General features: G+C 70.3%; 22 protein-coding genes. 11 read left to right on the forward strand and 11 right to left on the reverse strand.

Features of this window, described 5'->3' with window-relative positions:
* The first annotated feature begins 14 nt into the window (after positions 1 to 14).
* The 4 genes from trpS to ACIPYQ_RS06955 all read left to right on the forward strand — a co-directional run bounded on the left by trpS (position 15) and on the right by ACIPYQ_RS06955 (position 3,351).
* Positions 15 to 1,028 carry a tryptophan--tRNA ligase gene (trpS, locus tag ACIPYQ_RS06940; RefSeq protein ID WP_401246923.1) on the forward strand — a complete coding sequence of 338 codons (1,014 nt, stop codon included), beginning with the start codon at positions 15 to 17 and terminating at the stop codon, positions 1,026 to 1,028.
* 97 nt (positions 1,029 to 1,125) lie between these two features.
* The gene (locus tag ACIPYQ_RS06945; protein WP_401246926.1) at positions 1,126 to 1,731 is read left to right on the forward strand and encodes a 2'-5' RNA ligase family protein; all 606 of its coding nucleotides are present in this window, start codon (positions 1,126 to 1,128) and stop codon (positions 1,729 to 1,731) included.
* A 178-nt stretch (positions 1,732 to 1,909) separates the two neighbouring features.
* On the forward strand, positions 1,910 to 2,809 hold the full coding sequence (locus ACIPYQ_RS06950; protein WP_401246928.1) for a YihY/virulence factor BrkB family protein: 900 nt from the start codon (positions 1,910 to 1,912) through the stop codon (positions 2,807 to 2,809).
* Between the two features lie 98 nt (positions 2,810 to 2,907).
* Positions 2,908 to 3,351: a hypothetical protein gene (locus ACIPYQ_RS06955; RefSeq protein ID WP_361757834.1), complete on the forward strand. Its 444-nt coding sequence runs from the start codon at positions 2,908 to 2,910 to the stop codon at positions 3,349 to 3,351.
* Between the two features lie 40 nt (positions 3,352 to 3,391).
* On the opposite strand, the gene ACIPYQ_RS06960 is transcribed toward ACIPYQ_RS06955, so the two are convergent.
* Positions 3,392 to 4,612, reverse strand: a complete 1,221-nt coding sequence (locus tag ACIPYQ_RS06960) for a D-alanyl-D-alanine carboxypeptidase family protein (RefSeq protein ID WP_401247685.1) — start codon at positions 4,610 to 4,612, stop codon at positions 3,392 to 3,394.
* A gap of 142 nt (positions 4,613 to 4,754) precedes the next feature.
* Here ACIPYQ_RS06960 and ACIPYQ_RS06965 point away from each other — a divergent pair, with 142 nt between their 5' ends.
* From ACIPYQ_RS06965 to ACIPYQ_RS06975, 3 genes are all read left to right on the forward strand, one after another.
* Positions 4,755 to 5,063 carry an SCO4848 family membrane protein gene (locus ACIPYQ_RS06965; protein ID WP_401246932.1) on the forward strand — a complete coding sequence of 103 codons (309 nt, stop codon included), beginning with the start codon at positions 4,755 to 4,757 and terminating at the stop codon, positions 5,061 to 5,063.
* Positions 5,060 to 6,364, forward strand: a complete 1,305-nt coding sequence (locus ACIPYQ_RS06970) for a metallophosphoesterase (protein WP_401246935.1) — start codon at positions 5,060 to 5,062, stop codon at positions 6,362 to 6,364. Before ACIPYQ_RS06965 ends, ACIPYQ_RS06970 begins: the two co-directional genes overlap by 4 nt.
* Positions 6,365 to 6,486: 122 nt before the next feature.
* Positions 6,487 to 8,043: an ABC transporter substrate-binding protein gene (locus ACIPYQ_RS06975; RefSeq protein ID WP_401246937.1), complete on the forward strand. Its 1,557-nt coding sequence runs from the start codon at positions 6,487 to 6,489 to the stop codon at positions 8,041 to 8,043.
* A 15-nt stretch (positions 8,044 to 8,058) separates the two neighbouring features.
* On the opposite strand, the gene ACIPYQ_RS06980 is transcribed toward ACIPYQ_RS06975, so the two are convergent.
* Genes ACIPYQ_RS06980 through ACIPYQ_RS06990 form a run of 3 tightly spaced genes read right to left on the reverse strand, consistent with a single transcriptional unit; the run spans position 8,059 to position 9,632 of the window.
* The gene (locus ACIPYQ_RS06980) at positions 8,059 to 8,787 is read right to left on the reverse strand and encodes a TetR family transcriptional regulator (RefSeq protein WP_361757819.1); all 729 of its coding nucleotides are present in this window, start codon (positions 8,785 to 8,787) and stop codon (positions 8,059 to 8,061) included.
* 11 nt (positions 8,788 to 8,798) lie between these two features.
* A complete protein-coding gene (locus ACIPYQ_RS06985; RefSeq protein ID WP_361757817.1) occupies positions 8,799 to 9,206 on the reverse strand; it encodes a DCC1-like thiol-disulfide oxidoreductase family protein in 408 nt (135 codons plus the stop codon).
* A 21-nt stretch (positions 9,207 to 9,227) separates the two neighbouring features.
* On the reverse strand, positions 9,228 to 9,632 hold the full coding sequence (locus ACIPYQ_RS06990; RefSeq protein WP_361757814.1) for a hypothetical protein: 405 nt from the start codon (positions 9,630 to 9,632) through the stop codon (positions 9,228 to 9,230).
* Positions 9,633 to 9,857: 225 nt separating this feature from the next.
* Here ACIPYQ_RS06990 and ACIPYQ_RS06995 point away from each other — a divergent pair, with 225 nt between their 5' ends.
* The gene (locus ACIPYQ_RS06995; protein ID WP_401246942.1) at positions 9,858 to 11,291 is read left to right on the forward strand and encodes a family 2B encapsulin nanocompartment shell protein; all 1,434 of its coding nucleotides are present in this window, start codon (positions 9,858 to 9,860) and stop codon (positions 11,289 to 11,291) included.
* A 49-nt stretch (positions 11,292 to 11,340) separates the two neighbouring features.
* Here the strand turns inward: ACIPYQ_RS06995 and ACIPYQ_RS07000 are convergent, their stop codons facing one another.
* The 6 genes from ACIPYQ_RS07000 to ACIPYQ_RS07025 form a co-directional block, all read right to left on the reverse strand.
* Complete coding sequence (locus ACIPYQ_RS07000) at positions 11,341 to 11,892, reverse strand: hypothetical protein (RefSeq protein WP_401246945.1); 552 nt, start codon at positions 11,890 to 11,892, stop codon at positions 11,341 to 11,343.
* Between the two features lie 264 nt (positions 11,893 to 12,156).
* Positions 12,157 to 12,915, reverse strand: coding sequence for a succinate dehydrogenase iron-sulfur subunit (locus ACIPYQ_RS07005; RefSeq protein WP_189733159.1), 759 nt, complete (start codon positions 12,913 to 12,915; stop codon positions 12,157 to 12,159).
* On the reverse strand, positions 12,915 to 14,669 hold the full coding sequence (gene sdhA, locus ACIPYQ_RS07010) for a succinate dehydrogenase flavoprotein subunit (protein ID WP_401246947.1): 1,755 nt from the start codon (positions 14,667 to 14,669) through the stop codon (positions 12,915 to 12,917). Before sdhA ends, ACIPYQ_RS07005 begins: the two co-directional genes overlap by 1 nt.
* Before the next feature lie 23 nt (positions 14,670 to 14,692).
* A complete protein-coding gene (locus ACIPYQ_RS07015; RefSeq protein WP_383565338.1) occupies positions 14,693 to 15,184 on the reverse strand; it encodes a succinate dehydrogenase hydrophobic membrane anchor subunit in 492 nt (163 codons plus the stop codon).
* Positions 15,185 to 15,189: 5 nt separating this feature from the next.
* Positions 15,190 to 15,570: a succinate dehydrogenase, cytochrome b556 subunit gene (gene sdhC / locus ACIPYQ_RS07020; protein ID WP_109784027.1), complete on the reverse strand. Its 381-nt coding sequence runs from the start codon at positions 15,568 to 15,570 to the stop codon at positions 15,190 to 15,192.
* Between the two features lie 152 nt (positions 15,571 to 15,722).
* On the reverse strand, positions 15,723 to 16,328 hold the full coding sequence (locus tag ACIPYQ_RS07025; RefSeq protein ID WP_401246951.1) for a 2-oxo-4-hydroxy-4-carboxy-5-ureidoimidazoline decarboxylase: 606 nt from the start codon (positions 16,326 to 16,328) through the stop codon (positions 15,723 to 15,725).
* Between the two features lie 340 nt (positions 16,329 to 16,668).
* On the opposite strand from ACIPYQ_RS07025, the gene ACIPYQ_RS07030 reads away from it, so the two are divergent.
* On the forward strand, positions 16,669 to 17,421 hold the full coding sequence (locus tag ACIPYQ_RS07030) for an RNA polymerase sigma factor (protein ID WP_362233733.1): 753 nt from the start codon (positions 16,669 to 16,671) through the stop codon (positions 17,419 to 17,421).
* On the forward strand, positions 17,421 to 18,482 hold the full coding sequence (locus ACIPYQ_RS07035) for a hypothetical protein (RefSeq protein WP_401246954.1): 1,062 nt from the start codon (positions 17,421 to 17,423) through the stop codon (positions 18,480 to 18,482). Before ACIPYQ_RS07030 ends, ACIPYQ_RS07035 begins: the two co-directional genes overlap by 1 nt.
* A 262-nt stretch (positions 18,483 to 18,744) precedes the next feature.
* Here the strand turns inward: ACIPYQ_RS07035 and ACIPYQ_RS07040 are convergent, their stop codons facing one another.
* The gene (locus ACIPYQ_RS07040) at positions 18,745 to 19,377 is read right to left on the reverse strand and encodes a peptidoglycan-binding protein (RefSeq protein ID WP_401246957.1); all 633 of its coding nucleotides are present in this window, start codon (positions 19,375 to 19,377) and stop codon (positions 18,745 to 18,747) included.
* 426 nt (positions 19,378 to 19,803) lie between these two features.
* Between ACIPYQ_RS07040 and ACIPYQ_RS07045 the strand changes: the two genes are divergently transcribed.
* Complete coding sequence (locus tag ACIPYQ_RS07045; protein ID WP_401246960.1) at positions 19,804 to 21,384, forward strand: methylmalonyl-CoA mutase; 1,581 nt, start codon at positions 19,804 to 19,806, stop codon at positions 21,382 to 21,384.
* Positions 21,385 to 21,427: the final 43 nt, after the last annotated feature.

Here is a 21,427-nt window from a genome sequence, read left to right on the forward strand (position 1 = left end):
GAGAGAATGAAGCCATGGCTTCTGATCGTCCTCGCGCGCTCTCCGGCATCCAGCCCACCTCCGGTTCGTTCCACCTCGGGAACTACCTCGGAGCCATTCGCCAGTACGTCGCCCTGCAGGAGACGCACGACGCGTTCTACATGGTCGTCGACCTGCACGCGATCACCATGCCGCAGGATCCGAAGGACCTCCGCGCGAACACCCGTCTCTCCGCCGCGCAGCTGCTCGCCGCCGGCCTGGACCCCGAGCGCTGCACGCTCTTCATCCAGAGCCACGTGCCCGAGCACGCCCAGCTCGGCTGGGTCATGAACTGCATCACCGGTTTCGGCGAGGCCAGCCGGATGACCCAGTTCAAGGACAAGTCCGCGAAGGGCGGCGTCAACAGCGCCAGCGTCGGCCTGTTCACGTACCCGATCCTCCAGGTCGCCGACATCCTGCTCTACCAGGCGAACGCCGTCCCCGTCGGCGAGGACCAGCGCCAGCACATCGAGCTGACCCGCGACCTCGCCGAGCGTTTCAACACGCGCTACGGCCAGACCTTCACCCTGCCCGCCGCGCACATCGTCAAGGAGGTCGCGAAGATCTACGACCTCCAGGACCCGGCGATCAAGATGTCGAAGTCCGCGTCGTCCCCCAAGGGCCTGATCAACCTCCTCGACGAGCCCAAGGTCACCGAGAAGAAGATCAAGAGCGCGGTCACCGACACCGAGGCGGAGGTCCGCTTCGACACCGAGAAGAAGCCCGGCGTCAGCAACCTGCTCACGATCTACTCCACCCTCACGGGCGAGACGATCGCCGAGCTGGAGGCGAAGTACGAGGGCAAGGGCTACGGCGCGCTGAAGACCGACCTGGCCGGTGTGATGGCCGAATTCGTCACACCGTTCAAGCAGCGCACCCAGGAATACCTGGACGACCCGGAGACGCTGGACTCCATCCTGGCCAAGGGCGCGGAGAAGGCCCGTGCGGTCGCCGCCGAGACCCTCGCGCAGGCGTACGACCGGCTCGGTCTGGTGCCCGCCAAGCACTGACGAACGCAACTACGGACAGAGGGCCCTGGCAAGAACGGGGGTGCTGCCGCCACACTGGGGCGGCAGCAGTCCACAGCGACAAGCGGAGGAGAGATACGTGGGGACCGTAACGCTCGGCGTTTCGATCGCGGTCCCGGAGCCGTACGGCAGCCAGCTCCAGCAGCGGCGCGCCGGCTTCGGGGACGCTGCCGCGCACGGCATCCCCACGCACGTCACCCTCGTACCGCCGACCGAGGTGGAGGCGGAGCGGCTCCCGGCGATCCGGGCCCACCTCGCCGGGGTCGCGGCAGCCTCCCGCGCCTTCCGGATGCGGCTGGGCGGGACGGGAACCTTCCGCCCCCTCTCGCCGGTCGTCTTCGTCAAGGTCGTCGAGGGCGCCGCGGGCTGCACCCGCCTCCAGGGCGAGGTCCGCGACCCCCACGGGCCGCTCAGCCGCGAGCTGGCCTTCCCGTACCACCCCCACGTCACCGTCGCCCACGGGATCTCCGAGGAGGCGATGGACCTGGCGTTCTCGGCCCTCTCCGAGTACGCCGCCGAATGGCTGTGCGAGGGCTTCGCGCTCTACGAGCAGGGCTCGGACGGGGTCTGGCGCAAGCTGCGCGAGTACCCCTTCGGGACCGGGGCGAGCGGCGTGCCGACGCAGCCGGGCTGCCCCGCGGGCGAGGCGGCGGGCGCCACCGGGGCGACCGCACTGCCGTCCTGACGCAGCGGGCGCAGGGTCAGCCGGGCGGTGCGCCGGGCGCGGAATCTCAGCCTTCGCAGGACCAGCGTGTGGAACGGGCGACCCGCAGGGCGCGCTTCGGAAAAAGTCACAGTCGACGACCGTAGTCCCCGAAAGCGACAATCCCGGCTATTTCCGAGCGCTCATTTACGGTGACCCCATGGACTGGCTGACGAAACTCCCGGTGATCGGGCCGCTGGCGGCCCGGCTCATGCGGACGCACGCGTGGCGTTCGTACGAACGCCTCGACCGCGTGCACTGGACCCGGCTCGCCGCCGCGATCACCTTCATCAGCTTTCTGGCGCTCTTCCCGCTGATCGCCGTGGCCGCCGCGGTGGGTGCGGCGCTGCTCAGCGAGAAGCAGCTGGACCAGCTGGAGAAGAACCTCTCCGAGCAGGTCCCGGGCATCTCCGACCAGCTGAACATCGAGGGGCTCGTCGCGAACGCGGGCACCGTCGGTCTCGTCGCCGGCGCCCTCCTGCTCTTCACCGGCATCGGCTGGGTGGGCTCGATGCGGGACTGCCTGCGCGCCGTGTGGGACAAGGACGACGAGGACGACGGGAACCCCATCGTCCGCAAGGGCAAGGACGGGCTCGTCCTGCTCGGCCTGGGCGGGGTGGGGCTGGCCTCGGCCGCCGCCTCGATCTTCGGGTCCTCGGCGGTCGGGAAGTCCGCCGAGTGGCTGGGCATCCCGCGCGAGGGCGCGGGCGGCGCGCTCCTGCGCGCCGCCGCCTTCCTCGTCGGCGTCGTGGCCGCCTTCCTGGTGCTGCTCTACCTGCTGACCCTGCTGCCCGGGGTGAAACCGCCGCGCCGCCGCCTGATCGAGGCGGCGCTCATCGGCGCGGCGGGCTTCGAGCTGCTGAAGCTGCTGCTCGGCGGCTATATGCGGGAGGTCGCCGGGAAGAGCCTGTACGGGGCCTTCGGCGTGCCGATCGCCCTGCTGCTGTGGATCAACTTCTCGGCGAAGCTGTTGCTGTTCGCTTCGTCCTGGACGGCCACGCGCGATGACGAAGAAGAGCCGAAACCCCAGGTGAGGGGCGAGTCGGACTCGATCGAGTGAATCATGGGCTCGGCCCCCGCAGGTGTGGGTAGTTCCCCCGGCGAGGTTCCGTGCACGATGCAACGGGATCGATCGTTCCGGCCGCCCCTGGAGGGCCCATGTCCGCACGCCGTACGCGCAAGCTCCTCACCACCACAGCCGTCGCCGTCCTTCTCTCCGTGGCCGGGGCCGGCCTCGCCGCCCCCGCGAGCGCCACCGCCCCCGCCGCGGTCCAGAGCGCGGTGCAGCAGGTCAAGGCGGCGCCCCTGTTCAACGCGGGAGGGAAGTGGGAGCTGTACCAGACCAACGCCACGGTGCACGTGAACCTGCGGCAGGACGCGGGCGGGACCCTCTTCGGAACCGTCTCGTCCGGGAGCACCGTCGGCACCCTCCGGGAGGGCTGGGTGGACGGGAACAAGATCTACTTCCTCGTCGACTGGTCGCACGGCCCCGTGGGGCGCTACGACGGCACCCGGGGGGCGGACGGGCGCCTTTCCGGGACCACCTTCGACATGACCAGGCCGTCCAGCCACGCCAACTGGTCCACCCTGCGCCAGTTCTGACCGGAGGGTCCGGGCCGGGCCCGTACGGGCCCGGCCCGGCCTACACCAGGTCCTCGCCCCGGCTGCGGCGGCCGCGGGGCCAGCGGCGGTTGACCACGAAGGCGCCGCCCGCCAGTACGGCCAGCACGCCGCCCGCGACGGCCAGCGCGGTGCCCACGCCGCCCGAGCCCTTCCCGGCCGCAGACGGGTTGTTCTCGTGCGACTGGGCCGGGGAGCCGTGCGAGGAGGTGTCGGCGCTCTTCGGCGGCACCAGCTCACCCACCGGCTTGACCTTGCCGGCCGCCGCGAAGCCCCAGTCGAACAGCGCCGCGGTCTCCTCGTAGACGGAGTTCGCCCCGCCGGCGTCCGGGTTCATCACCGTGACCAGCAGCTTCTTGGAGCCCTGCTGGGCGGCGCCGGTGAAGGTGGAGCCGGCCATGGTGGTGTTGCCGTTCTTCACCCCGGCGATGCCCTTGTAGGGGGAGAGCCCGCCGGCACCCGTCATCAGCCGGTTGGTGTTCTGGATCTCGAAGTACTCGCGCGGCTTGCCGGCCTCCTGCCGGCCGGGGAACTTCGCGTTCGCCGTGCCGCAGTACTCCCGGAAGTCCTGCTTCTGCAGCCCGGAGCGGGCGATCAGCGTGAGGTCGTACGCGCTCGACACCTGCTCCGGGGCGTCGTACCCGTCGGGGGACACCACGTGCGTGTCGAGGGCCTGCAGCTCCTCGGCGTGCGCCTGCATGTCCTTGACGGTCTTGTCGATGCCGCCGTTCATGGCCGAAAGTACGTGCACGGCGTCGTTCCCCGAGCGCAGGAACACCCCCAGCCACAGGTCGTGGACGGAGTACTCCAGGTCCTCCTTGACCCCGACCAGGCTGCTGCCCGGGCCCACCCCGTCCATGTCCTGCTCGGTGACCTTGTGGACCTGCTCCTTGGGCAGGCCCGGCAGCACGGTGTCCGCGAAGAGCATCTTCATCGTGGAGGCCGGGGGAAGCCGCCAGTGGGCGTTGTGCGCCGCCAGGACCTCGCCGGACTCGGCGTCCGCCACGATCCAGGACCGCCCGGTGAGGTTCGTGGGCAGGGCGGGCGCACCGGGCAGCAGGTTCACCTGGGTGCCCGGCTGGCTGAGCAGGGATCCGCCGACCGTCGACATCGACACGGGCGGCGCGGGCGCCTGCGGGGCCTTGGCGGGCCCGCCCTTTCCGTCGGCCGGCGGGGTCGGTGCGGCGTGGGCGGGAGCCACCAGCAGGGCGGGCGCCAGCAACGCGGCGGAAAGGACCGTCAGCGCGGTCATTTTGGCAGACACGCAGGTGAAAGTACCTCCCGATGAGCTGTCCGGCGTCGCGGACCGGCCAATTCGGTGCAACCTCCGCCGGGACAGCCCACCCCGGCGCGTCCGTCCTGGGGACGAATCCGATACTGAAGGCATGAAACTCAGCCGTGCCGCCTCCTGGTTCCTGCTCTCCTTCGGAGTGTGGAGCTGGTTCATCTGGGTGTCTTTCGTCCGGAACCTGTGGAAGAACGGCAGTGGCCAGGCCTTCGATGCGGCGGGCGATCCCACTTCCTACTTCTGGGTGCACCTGACGCTCGCGGTGACGTCCTTTCTCCTGGGGACGGCGGTCGGTGTGATCGGGTTGCGCGGGGTCCGAGCCCTGCGGCGTGCATCACGTACGGACACGGGGACGGGCACGGAGACGGGCACGGGCACGGGCGGCGGCAGAGGAGCCTCGGCATGACGATCCTCGTCTTCGCGCTCGTCGCGCTCGCGGTCTGCGCCCTGCTGGTGCTGGTGCACCGCTGGCTCTGGATCCGCCTGGTCCGCGACACCACGGCGCCCGGCGCCCTCACCCGCCGCATCGGCACGGCCTTGACCATCGCCCTGCCCCTCCTCTCTGTGGCCGCCCTGACCACGGGTCGCGCCGGAGCCCCCTTCTGGCTGCAGCAGACGGTGGCCTGGCCGGGATACCTCTGGCTCGCGGTGCTCCTGTACCTGACCCTGACGATGCTGGTCGCGGAGCCGATCCGCGCGCTGTTGCTCCGCCGTCTGGCCCACCGGGTCCCCTCCGGGGCGGTCGCCGGACCTCCCGCGCCGCAGACCGCGCCCCGGGCCGCCGCCCCCCAGCCGGCCCCCGAGCCGGACCGCGAACCGGCCCCGGCGTCCGTCGCGGCCGCCACCGCCGACCCCGCCGAGCCCGCCGCCGCGGGCCTGGAGCTCACCCGCCGCCGGTTCGTCGCGCGGGCCGTCGGCGGGGCCGCCGCCGCCGTGGCCCTCGGCACCGTCGCGACCGGGACGCACGGGGTGCTGCGCGGGCCGAGCGTCCGGCGGGTGCAGGTGCCGCTGGCCAAACTGCCGCGTGCGGCGCACGGTTTCCGCATCGCCGTCGTCAGCGACGTCCACCTCGGCCCGGTGCTCGGCCGCGCCCACGCCCAGCGCATCGTCGACACCGTCAACCGCACCCAGCCCGACCTCATCGCCATCGTCGGCGACCTCGTCGACGGCAGCGTCCCCGACCTCGGGCCCTCCGCGGAGCCGCTGCGCGGGCTCTCCGCCCGTCACGGCTCGTACTTCGTGACCGGGAACCACGAGTACTTCTCCGGCGCACAGCAGTGGATCGACCACGTCCGCGAACTCGGGCTGACCCCGCTGGAGAACGCCCGCCGCGCGCTGCCCCACTTCGACCTCGCCGGCGTCAACGACATCCAGGGGGAACTGGAGGGGAGCGGCCCCGACTTCCAGGCAGCCCTCGGCGACCGCGACCGGACCCGGGCCGCCGTGCTCCTCGCCCACCAGCCCGTCGTCATCCACGACGCCGTCCGCCACGGCGTCGACCTCCAGCTCTCCGGCCACACCCACGGCGGCCAGCTCTGGCCCGGCAACTACCTCGCCGAGCTCGCCAACCCCACCGTCGCCGGGCTGGAGCGCTACGGAGACACCCAGCTCTACGTGTCCCGCGGGGCCGGCGCCTGGGGACCCCCGGTCCGTGTGGGCGCGCCGTCCGACATCACGGTCGTGGAACTCGCCTCATATCACGCCTGACTCGCCCCAACTGCCTCTGGGCTCCCGGGAATCGACCTTCCGGTGGCTGATATTCCGTGATGGGATGACCGTTAATCGGACAGCGCATCGCTGTCACCGGGACAAGGGGCGGGGTTCACGGGATGCGGTCTGTCCGCTGGAAGATCATCGCGGCCGGGCTGGTCCTCGGCGTGGCCGGCGCCGGCGTCTGGCAGCTGCTGCCCGAGGACGCCGGCGGCCACGGCGCCATCCGGGTCGGGACGAGCGACGCGGTCTCCTCCCTCGACCCCGCCGGGGCGTACGACGTCGGCTCCTGGGCCCTGTTCAGCAACGTCTACCAGTCGCTGCTCACCATCAAGCCCGGTTCCGACGCCCCCGTGCCGGACGCCGCCTCCTCCTGCGCCTTCGTCGGCCAGAAGCTCACCACCTACCAGTGCGAGCTGCGCCCCGACCTGAAGTTCGCCGGCGGCCGCGCGATCACCGCCGTGGACGTCAAGCACTCGTTCGACCGCATCAAGGCGATCAACTCCGACCAGGGGCCGGCCCCGCTCTTCAACACCCTTGAGTCGGTCGAGGCCGAGGGCCGCACGGTCACCTTCCACCTCTCCGCCCGTGACGCCACCTTCCCCTTCAAGATCGCGACGGGTGCCGCCTCGATCGTCGACAAGGAGAAGTACCCGGCGAAGTCCCTGCGCGACGACGGGAAGGCCGACGGCTCCGGCCCGTACGCGCTGGGCGCGTACAAGGCCGGTACGAGCGCCGAGCTCAAGCCCAACACCTCGTACAAGGGGCAGGGCAGGCCCGCCCGCAACCCCGTCACGGTGAAGTACTTCAAGGACTCCGCGGACCTCGACCAGGCGTGGAACGCCCGCCGGATCGAAGTGGCCCACCGGGAGATGTCGCCGGCCGTGCTCGCCGGCCTCAACCCGGGCATGAAGGACGTCCGCTACAGGGCCTCCGGCGGCAGCGAGACCCGCTCCATGGTCTTCAACGTCCGCCCCGGCTCCGCCGCCGCCCCGCTCGCCGTCCGCCAGGCCGTCGCCGCCCTGCTCGACCGCTCCAAGGTGGCGAGCGACGTCTACCTGGGCACCGTCACCCCGCTGTACTCCCTGGTCCCGGCGGGCATCGCGGGCCACAGCACGCCGTTCTTCGACGCCTACCCGACACCCAGCGCGGCCACCGCCAAGAAGCTCCTCAAGGACGCCGGGATCAACGGTTCCGTCGCCCTCAACCTGGGGGTGAACGTCCGCGGGGCGAACATCTCCGAGGCCGAGGAGCTCAAGCGGCAGCTGGAGGGCACCGGGCTCTTCCAGGTGACGATCAAGCCGGTCGAGAAGTGGGCCGACTTCCAGAAGGCTTACGCGGCGGGCGAGTTCGACGTCTACACGATCGGGTGGGTCGCCGACTTCCCGGACGCGGACAACTTCCTCGCCCCGCTCGTCGGCGCCGACTCGTCCATGAACAACGGCTTCTCCGACAAGCACGTCGACGAGCTGATCACCCGCACCCAGTCCCACTCGGAGCGGGCCGACGCGGCCGCCGAGTTCCGCGACCTCCAGAAGGCCGTCGCCCAGCAGGCCCCGCTGGTGCCGATCTGGCAGAAGAAGGACTACGTGATGTCCCGCGACGCCGTCACCGGCGCCCAGAACCTGTCGGACGGCACCGGAGTCTGGCGCCTGTGGGAACTCGACTGGCTCTGAGCCGGCGTCCCGGACCTACGCGGGGTCCGGGTCCGAGGCCTTGCGCCGGGCCCCCGCCGTGGCCGTCTGGGCCATGCCCGGCAGGAAGTCCGCGAAGAGCTCGTGCACTTCCCGCACCAGCGGCCGCAGCACCCGGAACCGGGCCAGCACGATGCCCCGCGTCGTCAGCTGCGCGCCGCGCTCGGCGAGCCGCCGCGTCTTCTCGCTGTTCTCGGAGCGGTCGAAGACCCAGTACAGGACCAGGCCCATCTGCGAGAGCCACATGAGCTCCGGCAGTACGTCGGCCAGCTCGGCCGGAACCTTGGTCTTCGCCCCTGCCAGCACCTCGCGGTGGATGTCGATCGCCGCCTGCCGCGCCGTTTCGGATTCCGGCGAGAACGGGCTGAGCGGACTCTCGGGGTCGGCCGCGTTCTTGAAGAACTGCGAGGCGAACTCGTGGTAGGGGGCCGCGATGTCCATCCAGCTGGTCAGTACGCCCGCGAGCCGCTTCTGCAGATCGGTCTCGTTGTCCAGGATGGGCCGGACCGCCGCCTGGTGGGCGGCGCCGATCCGGTCGTAGAACCCCTGGACCAGGTGTTCCTTCGATTCGAAGTAGTAGTAGGCGTTGCCGACCGAGACACCGGCCTCCTTCGCGATACCCCGCATCGTCGTCTTGTCGAAGCCGCGCTCCTGGAAGAGACGGAGCGCGGTTTCGAGGATGAGCGTGCGGGTCTGCTCGCTCTTGGGAGCCTTCTGATCAGTCACGGTGTATGAGCCTATCGGGGGACGGAGCACTGGTCGTCACAGGCCGGTCCCTCCGCACCCTCGGGCCCGCCCTCGGTCCGTACCGCCTGCCGCCAGGCGGAGGCGGTGTACATGGCGGCCCGGGCGAAGGGCCGGCCGGCCGCGGTGGCCAGCCAGTTGGCCTTCGGCCGGTGTTCCGCCAGCGCCCACAGGCACACGATGAAGGCGTCGGTCCCGGTCCACACCTGCCCCGAGTCCCCGATCACGGTGATCTCCTTCAGCGTCGACGCGTGGTCGAGCTGCGGGTAGCGGCGCTGCGCCTCCCAGGAGGCCGCGGGGACCAGGGCGAGCGGGACCAGCCGGCGCTGCGCGAGCAGCCAGTGCCGGATGTGCACGCAGAGCGGACAGTTCGCGTCGTACAGGACGGTCAGTTTCCGCACCGCTCCCGCGGGGGCCACGGTTCAGGCCCCGACCGGCGCGGTCCACCCCTGCGGGGGGACGGGCGGGGTCTGCTGGCGCTCCATGATGCCCCGGCGGCGCATCTTGTTCAGGACCCAGACGTTTCCGAGGTGCATGACCCCGAGGACCAGCAGGACGACGCCGAGCTTGACCGAGAGGGCCTCGAAGAGGCCGCGGGCGCTGTCGATCTCTTCGCTCGACCTCAGGTAGAGGGTCACGAAGCCGATGTTCACGAGGTAGAAGCCGACCACGAGCAGCTGGTTGACGGCGTCCGCGAGCTTCTCGTTCCCCTGGAGGACGTCGCCGATGAAGACGCGGCCGTTGCGGCTGAGCGTGCGGGCCACCCAGACGGTGAGTCCGATGCTGATGAGCAGGTAGATGACGTACGTGACCACGGTGAGGTCCATTGCCCCAGCCCCCTTGAACGCGTTCAAATGCTTACGTCGTTGACTGTAGGGCCTTTTTTGAACAAGTTCAAGCGAACGGTCGAGGGCTTCCGGGCTCGGCCGGACGGCCCAATCGCCTCACCCGGTCGTGGAGATGCCTGGCGACAGCAGCAACCACCATGCGTTACACATAGCCACGCACAGTAACCGTCCCTGGATCACGTGCAGTCGAAAGTGAGGCGGCCCATGTCGGTCGAAGCAGCACCGGGCACCCGGACCGGAACGGCACAGCGGCATCAGGAGCAGGAACAGCACAGCCTGAGCACGGCGGCGGCGCGCAACCTCGCGACGACGACCAAGTCCGAACCGCAGATGCAGGGCATCAGCTCCCGCTGGCTCCTGCGCACCCTGCCCTGGGTGCACACGCCCGGCGGCGTCTACCGGGTGAACCGGCGGCTCTCGTACACGCTGGGAGACGGCCGCGTCACCTTCGTCAAGAACGGCTCCAAGGTCCACGTCATCCCGGCCGAGCTGACCGAGCTGCCGCTCCTGCGCGGCTTCGACGATCCGCTGGCGCTCGGCGCCCTGGCCGAGAAGTTCGTGCAGAAGGAGTACCAGCCCGGCCAGGTCATCGTGCACTCCGGCAAGAAGGCCGACCACGTCTTCCTCATCGCCCACGGCAAGGTCGAGAAGATCTGCCCGGGCAAGTACGGGGACGAGAACGTCGTCGGCCGCCTCGGCGACGGGGACACCTTCGGCGGCCACACCCTGGCCCGCGCCAAGGGCACCACCTGGGAGTACACCGCCCGCGCGGCGACCGCCGTCACGATCCTCGCGCTCCCGGAGGCGGCGTACCGCGCGGTCGCCGACCAGTACACCCACCTGCGCGCCCACGTCGCGAGCCTGAACGGCAGCCGCAACGGCTTCCGGACCAACCGGGCCGGCGAGAAGGCCATCGAACTGAGCGCCGGCCACCACGGAGAGCACGTACTGCCCGGCGCCTTCGCGGACTACGAGCTCAAGCCGCGCGAGTACGAGCTGAGCGTGGCCCAGACCGTGCTGAGGGTGCACACGCGCGTCGCCGACCTCTACAACCAGCCGATGAACCAGACCCACCAGCAACTGCGGCTCACCGTGCACGAGCTGCGGGAGCGGCAGGAGCACGAGCTCGTCAACAACCCGGAGTTCGGGCTGCTCCACAACGCCGACTTCGACCAGCGCATCCAGACCCACTGCGGTCCGCCGACCCCGGACGACCTCGACGACCTGCTCTCCATGCGGCGCGGCACCCAGTACCTGTTCGCCCACCCGAAGGCCATCGCCGCCTTCGGCAAGGAGTGCAACAAGCGGGGCATCGGTCTCGACAGCGTCGAGGTCGACGGCCACCACATCCCCGCCTGGAGAGGGGTGCCGATCCTGCCCTGCGGGAAGATCCCGCTCACCGAGCAGCACACCTCCTCGATCATCGCGGTGCGCACGGGCGAGGACAACGAAGGCGTGATCGGCCTCTACCAGACCGGCCTGCCGGACGAGTTCGAGCCGGGGCTCAACGTCCGCTTCATGGGCATCGACGAGCGCGCGATCATCTCGTACCTCGTCACGGCCTACTACTCGGCGGCCGTCCTGGTCCCGGACGCCGTCGGCGTCCTGGAGAACGTCGAGGTCCGTCCGCGTGCGTGAGGGCGGGGGCGCCCGCCGGCCGGGGCCCTGCCCCGCCCGGTCGGATCCGTCAGAAGCTCAGTGAACGGGCGTAGTTCACCTGGGACATCACCCACTGGTAGGTGCCCGCGTTCGTCGCCGGGATCATCGTGGAGTGGTGGCGGCCGCCGCTGGTCACGGTGATCTGGATGTAGCCGGTGGTGGTCTTCTCCTTCATCAGGAGGAAGAGCAGGCCGAGCAGGCAGAAGATGAAGAAGACGATCGCGAGCACGATCGCGTGGGGCGGGATCTTCTCCTCGGTGCGCGAGAAGTCGGTCGCGTTCCACATCGCGCCCTTGAGCGGCATCGGGCCCGACGGGGTGATGATCTGGTCCCCGGCGATGGTGATGTCACCGAGGGACAGGCCGGCGCCGCCGGCCGGGGCGGCGGCGGGGTAGCCGGGGACCGGCAGGCCCGCGCCGCCGATCGTCGGCTGGTACGCCGGGGCCGCCGGGTAGGGCTGGGGGTAGCCGTAACTGGCCTCGCCCGGGCCCCACTTGTAGTCGTCCTGACCGGGGACGCCGGGCTGACCGCCCTGGCCGGAAGGGTCGTTGGCGTACGGGTTCGGCTGCTGCTCGCTCATATGGCCGATCCTTCCACAACGACCCCGTTCCCCGTGTGCCGGTCAGAGAGCTGTAGTTGGCGCCGTTGTACTGCTGGACGGTGACGGGGACTCCGGCGAGGCGGCGCGAAACGGGCGAGGCCCCGCCCCCACGGACAAGATCCGGGGGGTGGGGCCTCGTCGGCCACCGGCCTCAGCCGAGACCGGCGGACGGAGTCCGGCGCAGCCTCTCGAAGCCGGGGAGGCCCGCCAGGGCCGAGCCGCGCGAGAGAGGCGTTGAGAAGGCTAGAAGCGGCGCGTGATCAGGGCGCGCTTGACTTCCTGGATCGCCTTCGTGACCTCGATGCCGCGCGGGCAGGCGTCGGTGCAGTTGAAGGTCGTGCGGCAGCGCCACACGCCGTCCTTGTCGTTCAGGATCTCCAGCCGCTGCTCGCCGGCCTCGTCACGCGAGTCGAAGATGAAGCGGTGCGCGTTGACGATCGCCGCCGGGCCGAAGTACTGGCCGTCGTTCCAGAACACCGGGCACGAGGACGTGCACGCGGCGCACAGGATGCACTTGGTGGTGTCGTCGAAGCGCTCGCGGTCCTCGGCGGACTGCAGGCGCTCGCGCGTCGGCTCGTTGCCCTTGGTGACCAGGAACGGCATGACGTCGCGGTACGCCTGGAAGAAGGGCTCCATGTCGACGACAAGGTCCTTCATCACCGTGAGGCCCTTGATGGCCTCGACGGTGATCGGCTTCTCCGGGTTGATGTCCTTGATCAGCGTCTTGCAGGCGAGCCTGTTCTTGCCGTTGATCCGCATCGCGTCGGAGCCGCAGATGCCGTGCGCGCACGAGCGGCGGAAGGTCAGCGTGCCGTCGAGGTCCCACTTGATCTTGTGGAGACCGTCGAGCACGCGCTCCTTCGGGTCGATCTCGACCTGGAAGTCCTGCCAGGTCGACTCCTCCGAGATCTCCGGGTTGAAGCGGCGGATCCGGAAGGTGACCGTGATGAACGGCGAGGCGGCGGCCGCCGCCTCCATCTTGTCCAGGGTGGGGGTGGCCATCAGTACTTACGCTCCATCGGCTGGTAGCGGGTGACGACGACGGGCTTGTAGTCCAGCCGGACGGAGTCCTTGCCGTCGTCGCCGACCTCGCGGTACGCCATGGTGTGGCGCATGAAGTTGACGTCGTCGCGGTTCGGGTAGTCCTCGCGGTAGTGACCGCCGCGGGACTCCTTGCGCGCCAGCGCGGACACGGCCATGACCTCGGCCAGGTCGAGCAGGTTGCCCAGCTCGATGGCCTCCAGCAGGTCCGTGTTGAAGCGCTTGCCCTTGTCCTGGACGGACACGTTCTTGTAGCGCTCGCGCAGCTCCGCGATCTTCTCGACCGCGGTCTTGATGGTCTGCTCCGTACGGAACACCATCACGCACGCGTCCATCGTCTCCTGGAGCTCCAGACGCAGCTCGGCGACCCGCTCGTTGCCGGTCGAGTTGCGCAGGTGCTCGACGAGGTCGGCCACCTGCTGCGCCGGGTTCTCCGGGAGCTCGACGTAGTCGTTCTCCTGGGAGTACTTGGCGGCGGCGATGCCGGAGCGCTTGCCGAAGACGTTGATGTCCAGCAGCGAGTTGGTGCCCAGGCGGTTCGCGCCGTGCACCGACACGCACGCGACCTCGCCGGCCGCGTACAGGCCCGGGACGACGGTGGTGTTGTCCGACAGGACCTCACCCTCGACGTTGGTCGGGATGCCGCCCATGGCGTAGTGCGCGGTGGGCTGGATCGGGATCGGGTCCGTGTACGGCTCGATGCCCAGGTAGGTGCGCGCGAACTCGGTGATGTCCGGGAGCTTCGCGTCGAGCTGCTCCGGCGGCAGGTGCGTCAGGTCCAGGTACACGTGGTCACCGGCCGGACCGCAGCCGCGGCCCTCACGGATCTCGGTGTAGATGGAGCGCGAGACGACGTCACGGGACGCGAGGTCCTTCATGACCGGCGCGTACTTCTCCATGAAGCGCTCGCCGTCCTTGTTGCGGAGGATGCCGCCCTCACCGCGGGCGCCCTCCGTCAGCAGGATGCCCATGCGCCAGATGCCCGTCGGGTGGAACTGGAAGAACTCCATGTCCTCCAGCGGCAGGCCGCGGCGGTAGCAGGCCGCCTGGCCGTCACCCGTGAGGGTGTGCGCGTTGGAGGTCACCTTGAAGAACTTGCCGGTGCCGCCGGAGGCGTAGATGACGGCCTTGGCCTGGAACACGTGGATCTCGCCGGTGGCGAGCTCGTACGCGACCACACCGGCCGACTTCTTGACGCCGTCCTCCTCGACCAGGAGCTGGTCCAGGACGTAGAACTCGTTGAAGAACTCCACGCCCTCCTTGACGCAGTTCTGGTACAGCGTCTGGAGGATCATGTGACCGGTGCGGTCCGCGGCGTAGCAGGACCGGCGGACCGGGGCCTCGCCGTGGTTGCGCGAGTGGCCGCCGAAGCGGCGCTGGTCGATGGTGCCGTCCGGGGTGCGGTTGAACGGCAGGCCCATCTTCTCCAGGTCGAGGACCGCGTCGATGGCCTCCTTCGCCAGGATCTCGGCGGCGTCCTGGTCGACCAGGTAGTCACCGCCCTTGACCGTGTCGAAGGTGTGCCACTCCCAGTTGTCCTCTTCCACGTTGGCCAGCGCGGCGGCCATGCCGCCCTGCGCGGCGCCCGTGTGGGAGCGGGTCGGGTAGAGCTTCGTCAGCACCGCGGTGCGGCTGCGCTTCGTCGACTCGATGGCGGCGCGCATGCCGGCGCCACCTGCGCCGACGATGACGGTGTCGTACTTGTGGATCTTCATTGGTTTCGCCTCAGCCCCGTTGCCTAGCGGATGTTCGGGTCGAAGGTGAAGATCACCAGCGTGCCCAGAAGGATGGTGAACACCGTGGCGGTGTAGAGCAGGCCCTTCAGCCACAGCCGCGTGTTGGCGCGCTCCGCGTAGTCGTTGATGACCGTACGCAGACCGTTGGCGCCGTGCAGCATGGCCAGCCACAGCATCAGCAGGTCCCAGACCTGCCAGAACGGGGAAGCCCACCGGCCGGCCACGAAGGCGAAGCCGATCTTGGAGACGCCGCCGTCGAGCACCAGCTGGATCAGCAGGTGGCCGATGACCAGGACGACGAGCACGATGCCCGAGAGGCGCATGAAGAGCCACGCGACCATCTCGAAGTTGCCGCGGGTCGAGCGCGGGGTCTTGCCCGTGCGCTTGCGCGGTGCCTCGATGTAAGGCGCCGGGTTGTCGACGTCGTAGAGGGACACGCCCTCAACGCCGCCGGCGCCCTTGGTCATGTCGACGGAAGAAGTGTCAGAAGACATGCGTGTCACTTCCCGAACAGTTCAAGGTAGGCGTGGCCCAGTACGGGGTACAGGGCCCCGACCATCAGCACGATCCAGATGCCCACGACGGACCAGAGCATCTGCTTCTGGTAGCGGGGGCCCTTGGACCAGAAGTCCACGGCGATGACACGGAGACCGTTGAGCGCGTGGAACAGGATTGCGGCGACGAGGCCGTACTCCAGCAGCGCGACGATCGGAGTCTTGTAGGTAGCCACGACATCGTCGTACGCCTCGGGGGAGACGCGAACGAGTGCGGTGTCGAGGACGTGTACGAACAGGAAGAAGAAAATGAGGACGCCGGTGACTCGATGAGCCACCCAGGACCACATTCCTTCCCGGCCGCGGTACAACGTTCCAGCCGGCACGGAAAACCCTCCGGAAGCGGGGCGGGGGCCAGCCGGCTTCTTTGTCGGTCGGGCCCGGCCGGGTACGGTCCTCCGGCCCCGGACATCGTAGCGACGCTTTGTCGGTTCCCTTGCGCGGGGGCCATCGGTGTGATCAAACAGGCACGTACGGACTATCCCACAGGGGCGAATCGCCCTATTTCCGTGGCAGTCGGCCCATCCGTCGAGGTCAGCCAGCGTGTCAGATCCCAGAGCCGGGCCTGTGCGAGGCGGCGCAGCTCGTCCGCGGAGATCGAGCGCTCCTCGTCCACCTCGTGCGTCATCCTGCGGCGGATCGCCTCCAGCAGCTGGTCCGCCTGCTCCTCGGGCGGATGCCCTGCGAGGCAGATCACGAAGGCGTGCCCGAATTTCCGTTCGTACTCCGCGTGCGCCGCGTCGAGGGCCAGCAGGGCGGCGTACGGCGCGCCGTGGTCCAGCTCCGCCGAGCTCTCCGCGGCCAGCGCCTCGGTCAGGTCGGCCTGCGAGAGGTCGTACGAGGCCTCGTCCGCGGCGGCGAGCAGGGCGCCCGGATCCGGGTAGGGGCGGTGGGTGGCCACCCGGTGCGCCCAGCGGCGGCTCCCGCAGCACTGCAGCAGGACGGCGTGGGCGGTCTCGGGGGACAGGGCGTTGAACCGCGCCAGCCCTGAGCCGTGAGAAGGATCAGAGCAGCCGCGGGCCTGTGCCGGAAGATGGCTGGACAGCGGGGGGCTCCTCGGGGCGCGGCGCGGGTGTACCGCCACGCTAGCGATGCAAGGCAGGGTGTGTCGTACCCATCAGGGGTTTTCACTCGGAAGTGAGCCGAAAGGATGACGTGAGCGCCGCAGCCAGGCCCGGGAACCGGTCCGGGAGGGGGAGGGCGACCGAGGCCGCCACCCCCCACAGGAGAGGCCCCGGCCGCCATCCGTCACGGACTCGTGCGACAAGCCCGTATCCATGTCAGCGCCTCAAGTGCGTTTTGTGTCACACCTCGCTCCGCACAGGATTGGTTGCACGTTGTATCACTCGTGGACGCGAGGTACTTGAAAGCCGTAACGTGCTGATTTGCGCCACACGTACAGGACAGTGAACGGGTTGGGGACTTTGCTGGGGGACGACGCGGAGCTGACCGCCGCGGTGCTCGCGGCACAGGACGGCGACGAGGACGCGTTCCGTGCTGTGTACCGCGCCGTGCACCCACGCCTGCTCGGATACGTACGCACGCTCGTCGGGGACGGCGACGCGGAGGACGTGACCTCCGAGGCCTGGCTGCAGATCGCCCGCGACCTCGACTCCTTCACCGGCGACGCGGACCGCTTCCGCGGCTGGGCCGCCCGCATCGCCCGCAACCGGGCCCTCGACCACATCCGCATGCGCGGCCGCCGTCCCGCCATCGGCGGCGACGACACCGAACTGACCGCGTGGGCCGCCGACTGCGACACCGCGGGCGCGGCGATGGAGTCCCTCTCCACCGGCCGGACCATGGCCCTCATCGCGAAGCTGCCGCAGGACCAGGCCGAGGCCGTCGTCCTGCGGGTGGTGGTCGGACTGGACGCCAAGAGCGCGGCCGAGACCCTCGGCAAGCGGCCCGGCGCCGTACGGACCGCGGCGCACCGGGGCCTGAAGAAGCTGGCCGAGCTGCTCGGCGAAGAGGGTTCCGAGGGCGGTTTCGGGCCGGACCAGGGCACCGGCGCAGAGCCGGCCGCGGCGGTCGGCCATAATGCCGGTGGCCAGCCGTGGGACGGCGGGGGCGGGAGGGATCTCGACGCCGTACCCGCACAGCGTGGCCGAGGCGGGGGCTTCGTAGAGCAAACCGGTGTGACGCATTCACGTTGGCGGACGCAGAAGGACATGTGATGGCCGACGAGCGCAACAGGTGGCTGGACCAGGCCGCGGCGGACCGACTGCTGCGAGGCGAACCGGCGGAACCTGTGGGCCCGGCCGGCGCCGAACCGCGCGCCCGCGTCGAGGCCGCCCGGCTGCGCGCCGCCCTCGACGCCCTGGAAGCCCTGGGCGCCGGCGGGGCGCTGCCGCCCGCGGGAACGGAACTGCCCGGCGAGGCCGCGGCCGTGGCCGCCTTCCGTACGGCGCGGACCGCCGCCGGCCGCTCCGCGGACCGGTCGGAGCCGGCCGCGACGGCCGGATCCGGCGAGCCCGTGGTCGATCTCGGCCGTCTGGTCCCCTCCTTCGCCCCTGCACCCGTACCCCGGCGCGGCCGGACCGTGAGCTTCGGCCTGGCGGCCGCTCTGGCGAGCGTCGCCGTCGGCGGCCTCGCCGCGGCGGCGGGCGCCGGGCTGCTGGACCGCGACCGGCACGACACCGCGGGACCCGGACCGGCGATGTCCGTCACTGCCGGCGAGAACGCGGACCCGGGCTTCGACAGCGGAGCCCCCACGCTCACCCCGAAGCTGCGGCCCACCCCGCTGCCGGACGGCTCGAATTCGATGCTCACCCCGGGCCCGTCGCATCCGCCGGGCACGGACGGACGTACGTCGCCCGGCTCCGGAACCGGCGGGGACACCTCGGCCGGCACCTCGGCGACCGGCGGCTCGGGCAAGGACACCCGGGGCGACCTGAGCGGGGGAGCCGGCGGCACGGGCGACAAGGGCGGGGACCGGGACACCTTCGGCAACGGGGACACCGGCAAGGACCGCGAGCAGCGCGAGCGGGAGAACCTGATCAAGGCGCGGGACCTCTGCCAGGACTACCGGTCGGGCCGCCTCGACGACGACCGCCGCGAGCGGCTCTCACGCCTGGCCGACGGGCTCACCCGGATCCCGGACTACTGCAAGTCGCTGCTGGAGCGGGACTCCGGCGGCAAGCGCAGCGACGTCCCGCTGGGGGACGGCGTGCTCAAGGCCCCGACCCTGGCCCCGGCGGTTCCGCGGCCCTCGACGGGCCTGCGCGCCGGTCTCTGACACATGCGCTGACCCGCCTGTAACACTTTTCGAATCGGCGGCGCAGTACATATCGAGCCGACTGGTCATCGGCCGCGCATGAGCCGGGGTTCCCCCCGTACCCCTGGGCTCTGCGCAACCGGCGCGGGCGGGGCACGTTCCCCCGGCCCTGCCCGCGCCCTTTACTTCGACCTCAGGAGGCCGGCGCCCGGCCGCCAACGACAAGGCCTTCGACCGGATCCCGGGCGAAGGCCTTCCGCGTGGGCCCGTGGGGCCGCGCGCATCACCAGTACACGACGACCTTGTCGCCGACGTTGACCTGGCCGAAGAGGGCCGACAGCTTGCCCTTGTCCCGGACGTTCACGCAGCCGTGCGAGGCGCCGTTGTAGCCGCGGGCCGCGAAGTCGGCCGAGTAGTGCACGGCCTGGCCGCCGCTGAAGAACATCGAGTACGGCATGGCCGTGTGGTAGAGCGTGGACGTCCACTCCTTCTCCTTGCGGTCCACCTTGAAGACGCCCTCGCGGGTCGGAGTGTTCTCCGAACCGAAGCGCACGTCCATGGTGGAGATGACCTTGCCGTCGATCATCCAGGCGAGGGTGCGGCTCTCCTTGCTGATGCACATGACCCGGCCCTCCATGCAGCGCGGGTCCGGCGCGTCGACCTCGTTGACGGTCGGCGGGCGCAGCTCGTCGTCGGTGGGCTTCTTGCTGGCGCCCTGGATCTTCTTCCAGGTCGCGTCGTCGACCGAACCGGTCCCGTTCAGACCGTTCTTCGACTGGAAGGACTTGACCGCGGCCGTGGTCTTCGAACCGTAGAAACCGGTCGGCGCCACCGACATCAGCTTGAGCTGCCGCAGGCGTGCCTGGAGCTCGCGCACCTGCTCGCTCTCGTCGCCGTTGGCCATGATCTGCTTCACCGAGGGCGAAGGAGAGGACGACGGGGAAGCCGAGGCGGAGGGCGACGCGGAGGCCGACGGCGAGGCCTCGGCGGGCTTGTTGTCGGTGGTCGGTGAGGCTTCGGGGGAGGCGCCCGCCGTGGGCGAGGACGAAACCGGAGAAGCGGAGCCGGCGGACTCCGACTTCTGCGGCCCGCAGGCGGTCGCGGCGAGCGCGACGGCGGTGGCAACCCCGAGCGTGCGGATTATGAATCTCTGGCGCTGCATTGCAGTCCCCCGGTTTCTACGGTCGTGTATCTAGGTGATGCCTGGCCCGCGTGGAGAGTTGCACCGCGCCACCGGATGTTGCGCCATTGTGACCAGCAGCCGTCCGCCGCCTTAAGAAGCGATGCGCGGGCAAGGTTGTACCAGCCCCGGGCCCGGCAGCTCCACGGAGGTCTTCGTCACATGGCACGCACCGAGAGCGGACTCCCGATCGAACCCGTCTACGGGCCCGGCGACCTGACGGGGTGGGACCCCGCGGCCGCCCTGGGCGAACCGGGCGATTTCCCCTACACCAGGGGGATTTATCCGAACATGTACACCGGCCGGCCATGGACCATGCGGCAGTACGCCGGATTCGGCACGGCTGCCGAGTCCAACGCCCGCTACCGGCAGCTCATCGCCGGCGGCGGCACCGGACTCTCCGTCGCCTTCGACCTCCCCACCCAGATGGGGCACGACTCCGACGCCCCGCTCGCGCACGGAGAGGTCGGCAAGGTCGGCGTCGCCGTCGACTCGGTCGACGACATGCGGACGCTGTTCGACGGGATCCCGCTGGACCGGGTCTCCACCTCCATGACCATCAACGCGCCCGCCGCGCTGCTCCTGCTGCTCTACCAGCTGGTCGCGGAGGAACAGGGCATTCCGGGCGGGCAGCTGACGGGGACTATTCAGAACGATGTGCTCAAGGAGTACATTGCGCGCGGAACGTACATCTTTCCGCCCGGGCCCTCGCTCCGGCTGACGGCCGACACCTTCCGCTACTGCCGCACCGAGATCCCCCGGTGGAACACCATCTCCATCTCCGGCTACCACATGGCCGAAGCGGGGGCCTCGCCCGCGCAGGAGGTGGCCTTCACCCTCGCCGACGGCATCGCGTACGTCCGTACGGCCCTGGCGGCCGGGATGGCGGTCGACGAGTTCGCGCCCCGGCTCTCCTTCTTCTTCGTCTCCCGCACCACCCTGCTGGAGGAGGTCGCGAAGTTCCGCGCGGCCCGGCGGATCTGGGCCCGCGTCATGCGCGAGGAGTTCGGGGCGCGGGATCCGAAGTCGCTGATGCTGCGCTTCCACACCCAGACGGCCGGGGTCCAGCTGACCGCGCAGCAGCCCGAGCTGAACCTCGTACGGGTGGCCGTGCAGGCGCTCGCCGCCGTCCTCGGCGGCACGCAGTCCCTGCACACCAACTCCTTCGACGAGGCCATCGCGCTGCCGACGGAGAAGTCCGCCCGCCTCGCGCTGCGCACCCAGCAGGTCCTCGCGTACGAGACGGACGTGCCGCACACCGTGGACCCCTTCGCCGGGTCGTACGCCGTGGAGCGGATGACGGACGAGCTGGAGGAGGCGGCGCTCGCGCTGATGCGGCGGGTCGAGGACCAGGGCGGGGCGGTGGCCGCGATCGAGAACGGCTTCCAGAAGGGCGAGATCGAACGCAACGCCTACCGGATCGCGCAGGAGACCGAGAGCGGGGAGCGGGTGGTCGTCGGCGTCAACCGGTTCGCGCTCGACCGGGAGGAACCGTACGAACCGCTGCGCGTGGACCCGGCCATCGAGGCGCGGCAGTGCGCGGCGCTGGCGCGGCTGCGGGCGGAGCGGGACGCGGCGGCGGTCTCGGCGGCGCTCGGGGCCCTGCGGGAGGCGGCCGCGGGAACGGAGAACGTGCTGTATCCGATGAAGGAGGCGCTGCGGGCGAGGGCCACGGTGGGGGAGGTGTGCGGGGCGCTGCGGGAGGTGTGGGGGACGTACGAGCCGACGGATTCCACATGGTGAAACCAATTGGACTGTCAGGTGTGTCCTCATGGGACACTCCTGC

It is taken from the genome of Streptomyces sp. NPDC090045 (genome assembly GCF_044747975.1).
Lineage (GTDB): Bacteria > Actinomycetota > Actinomycetes > Streptomycetales > Streptomycetaceae > Streptomyces.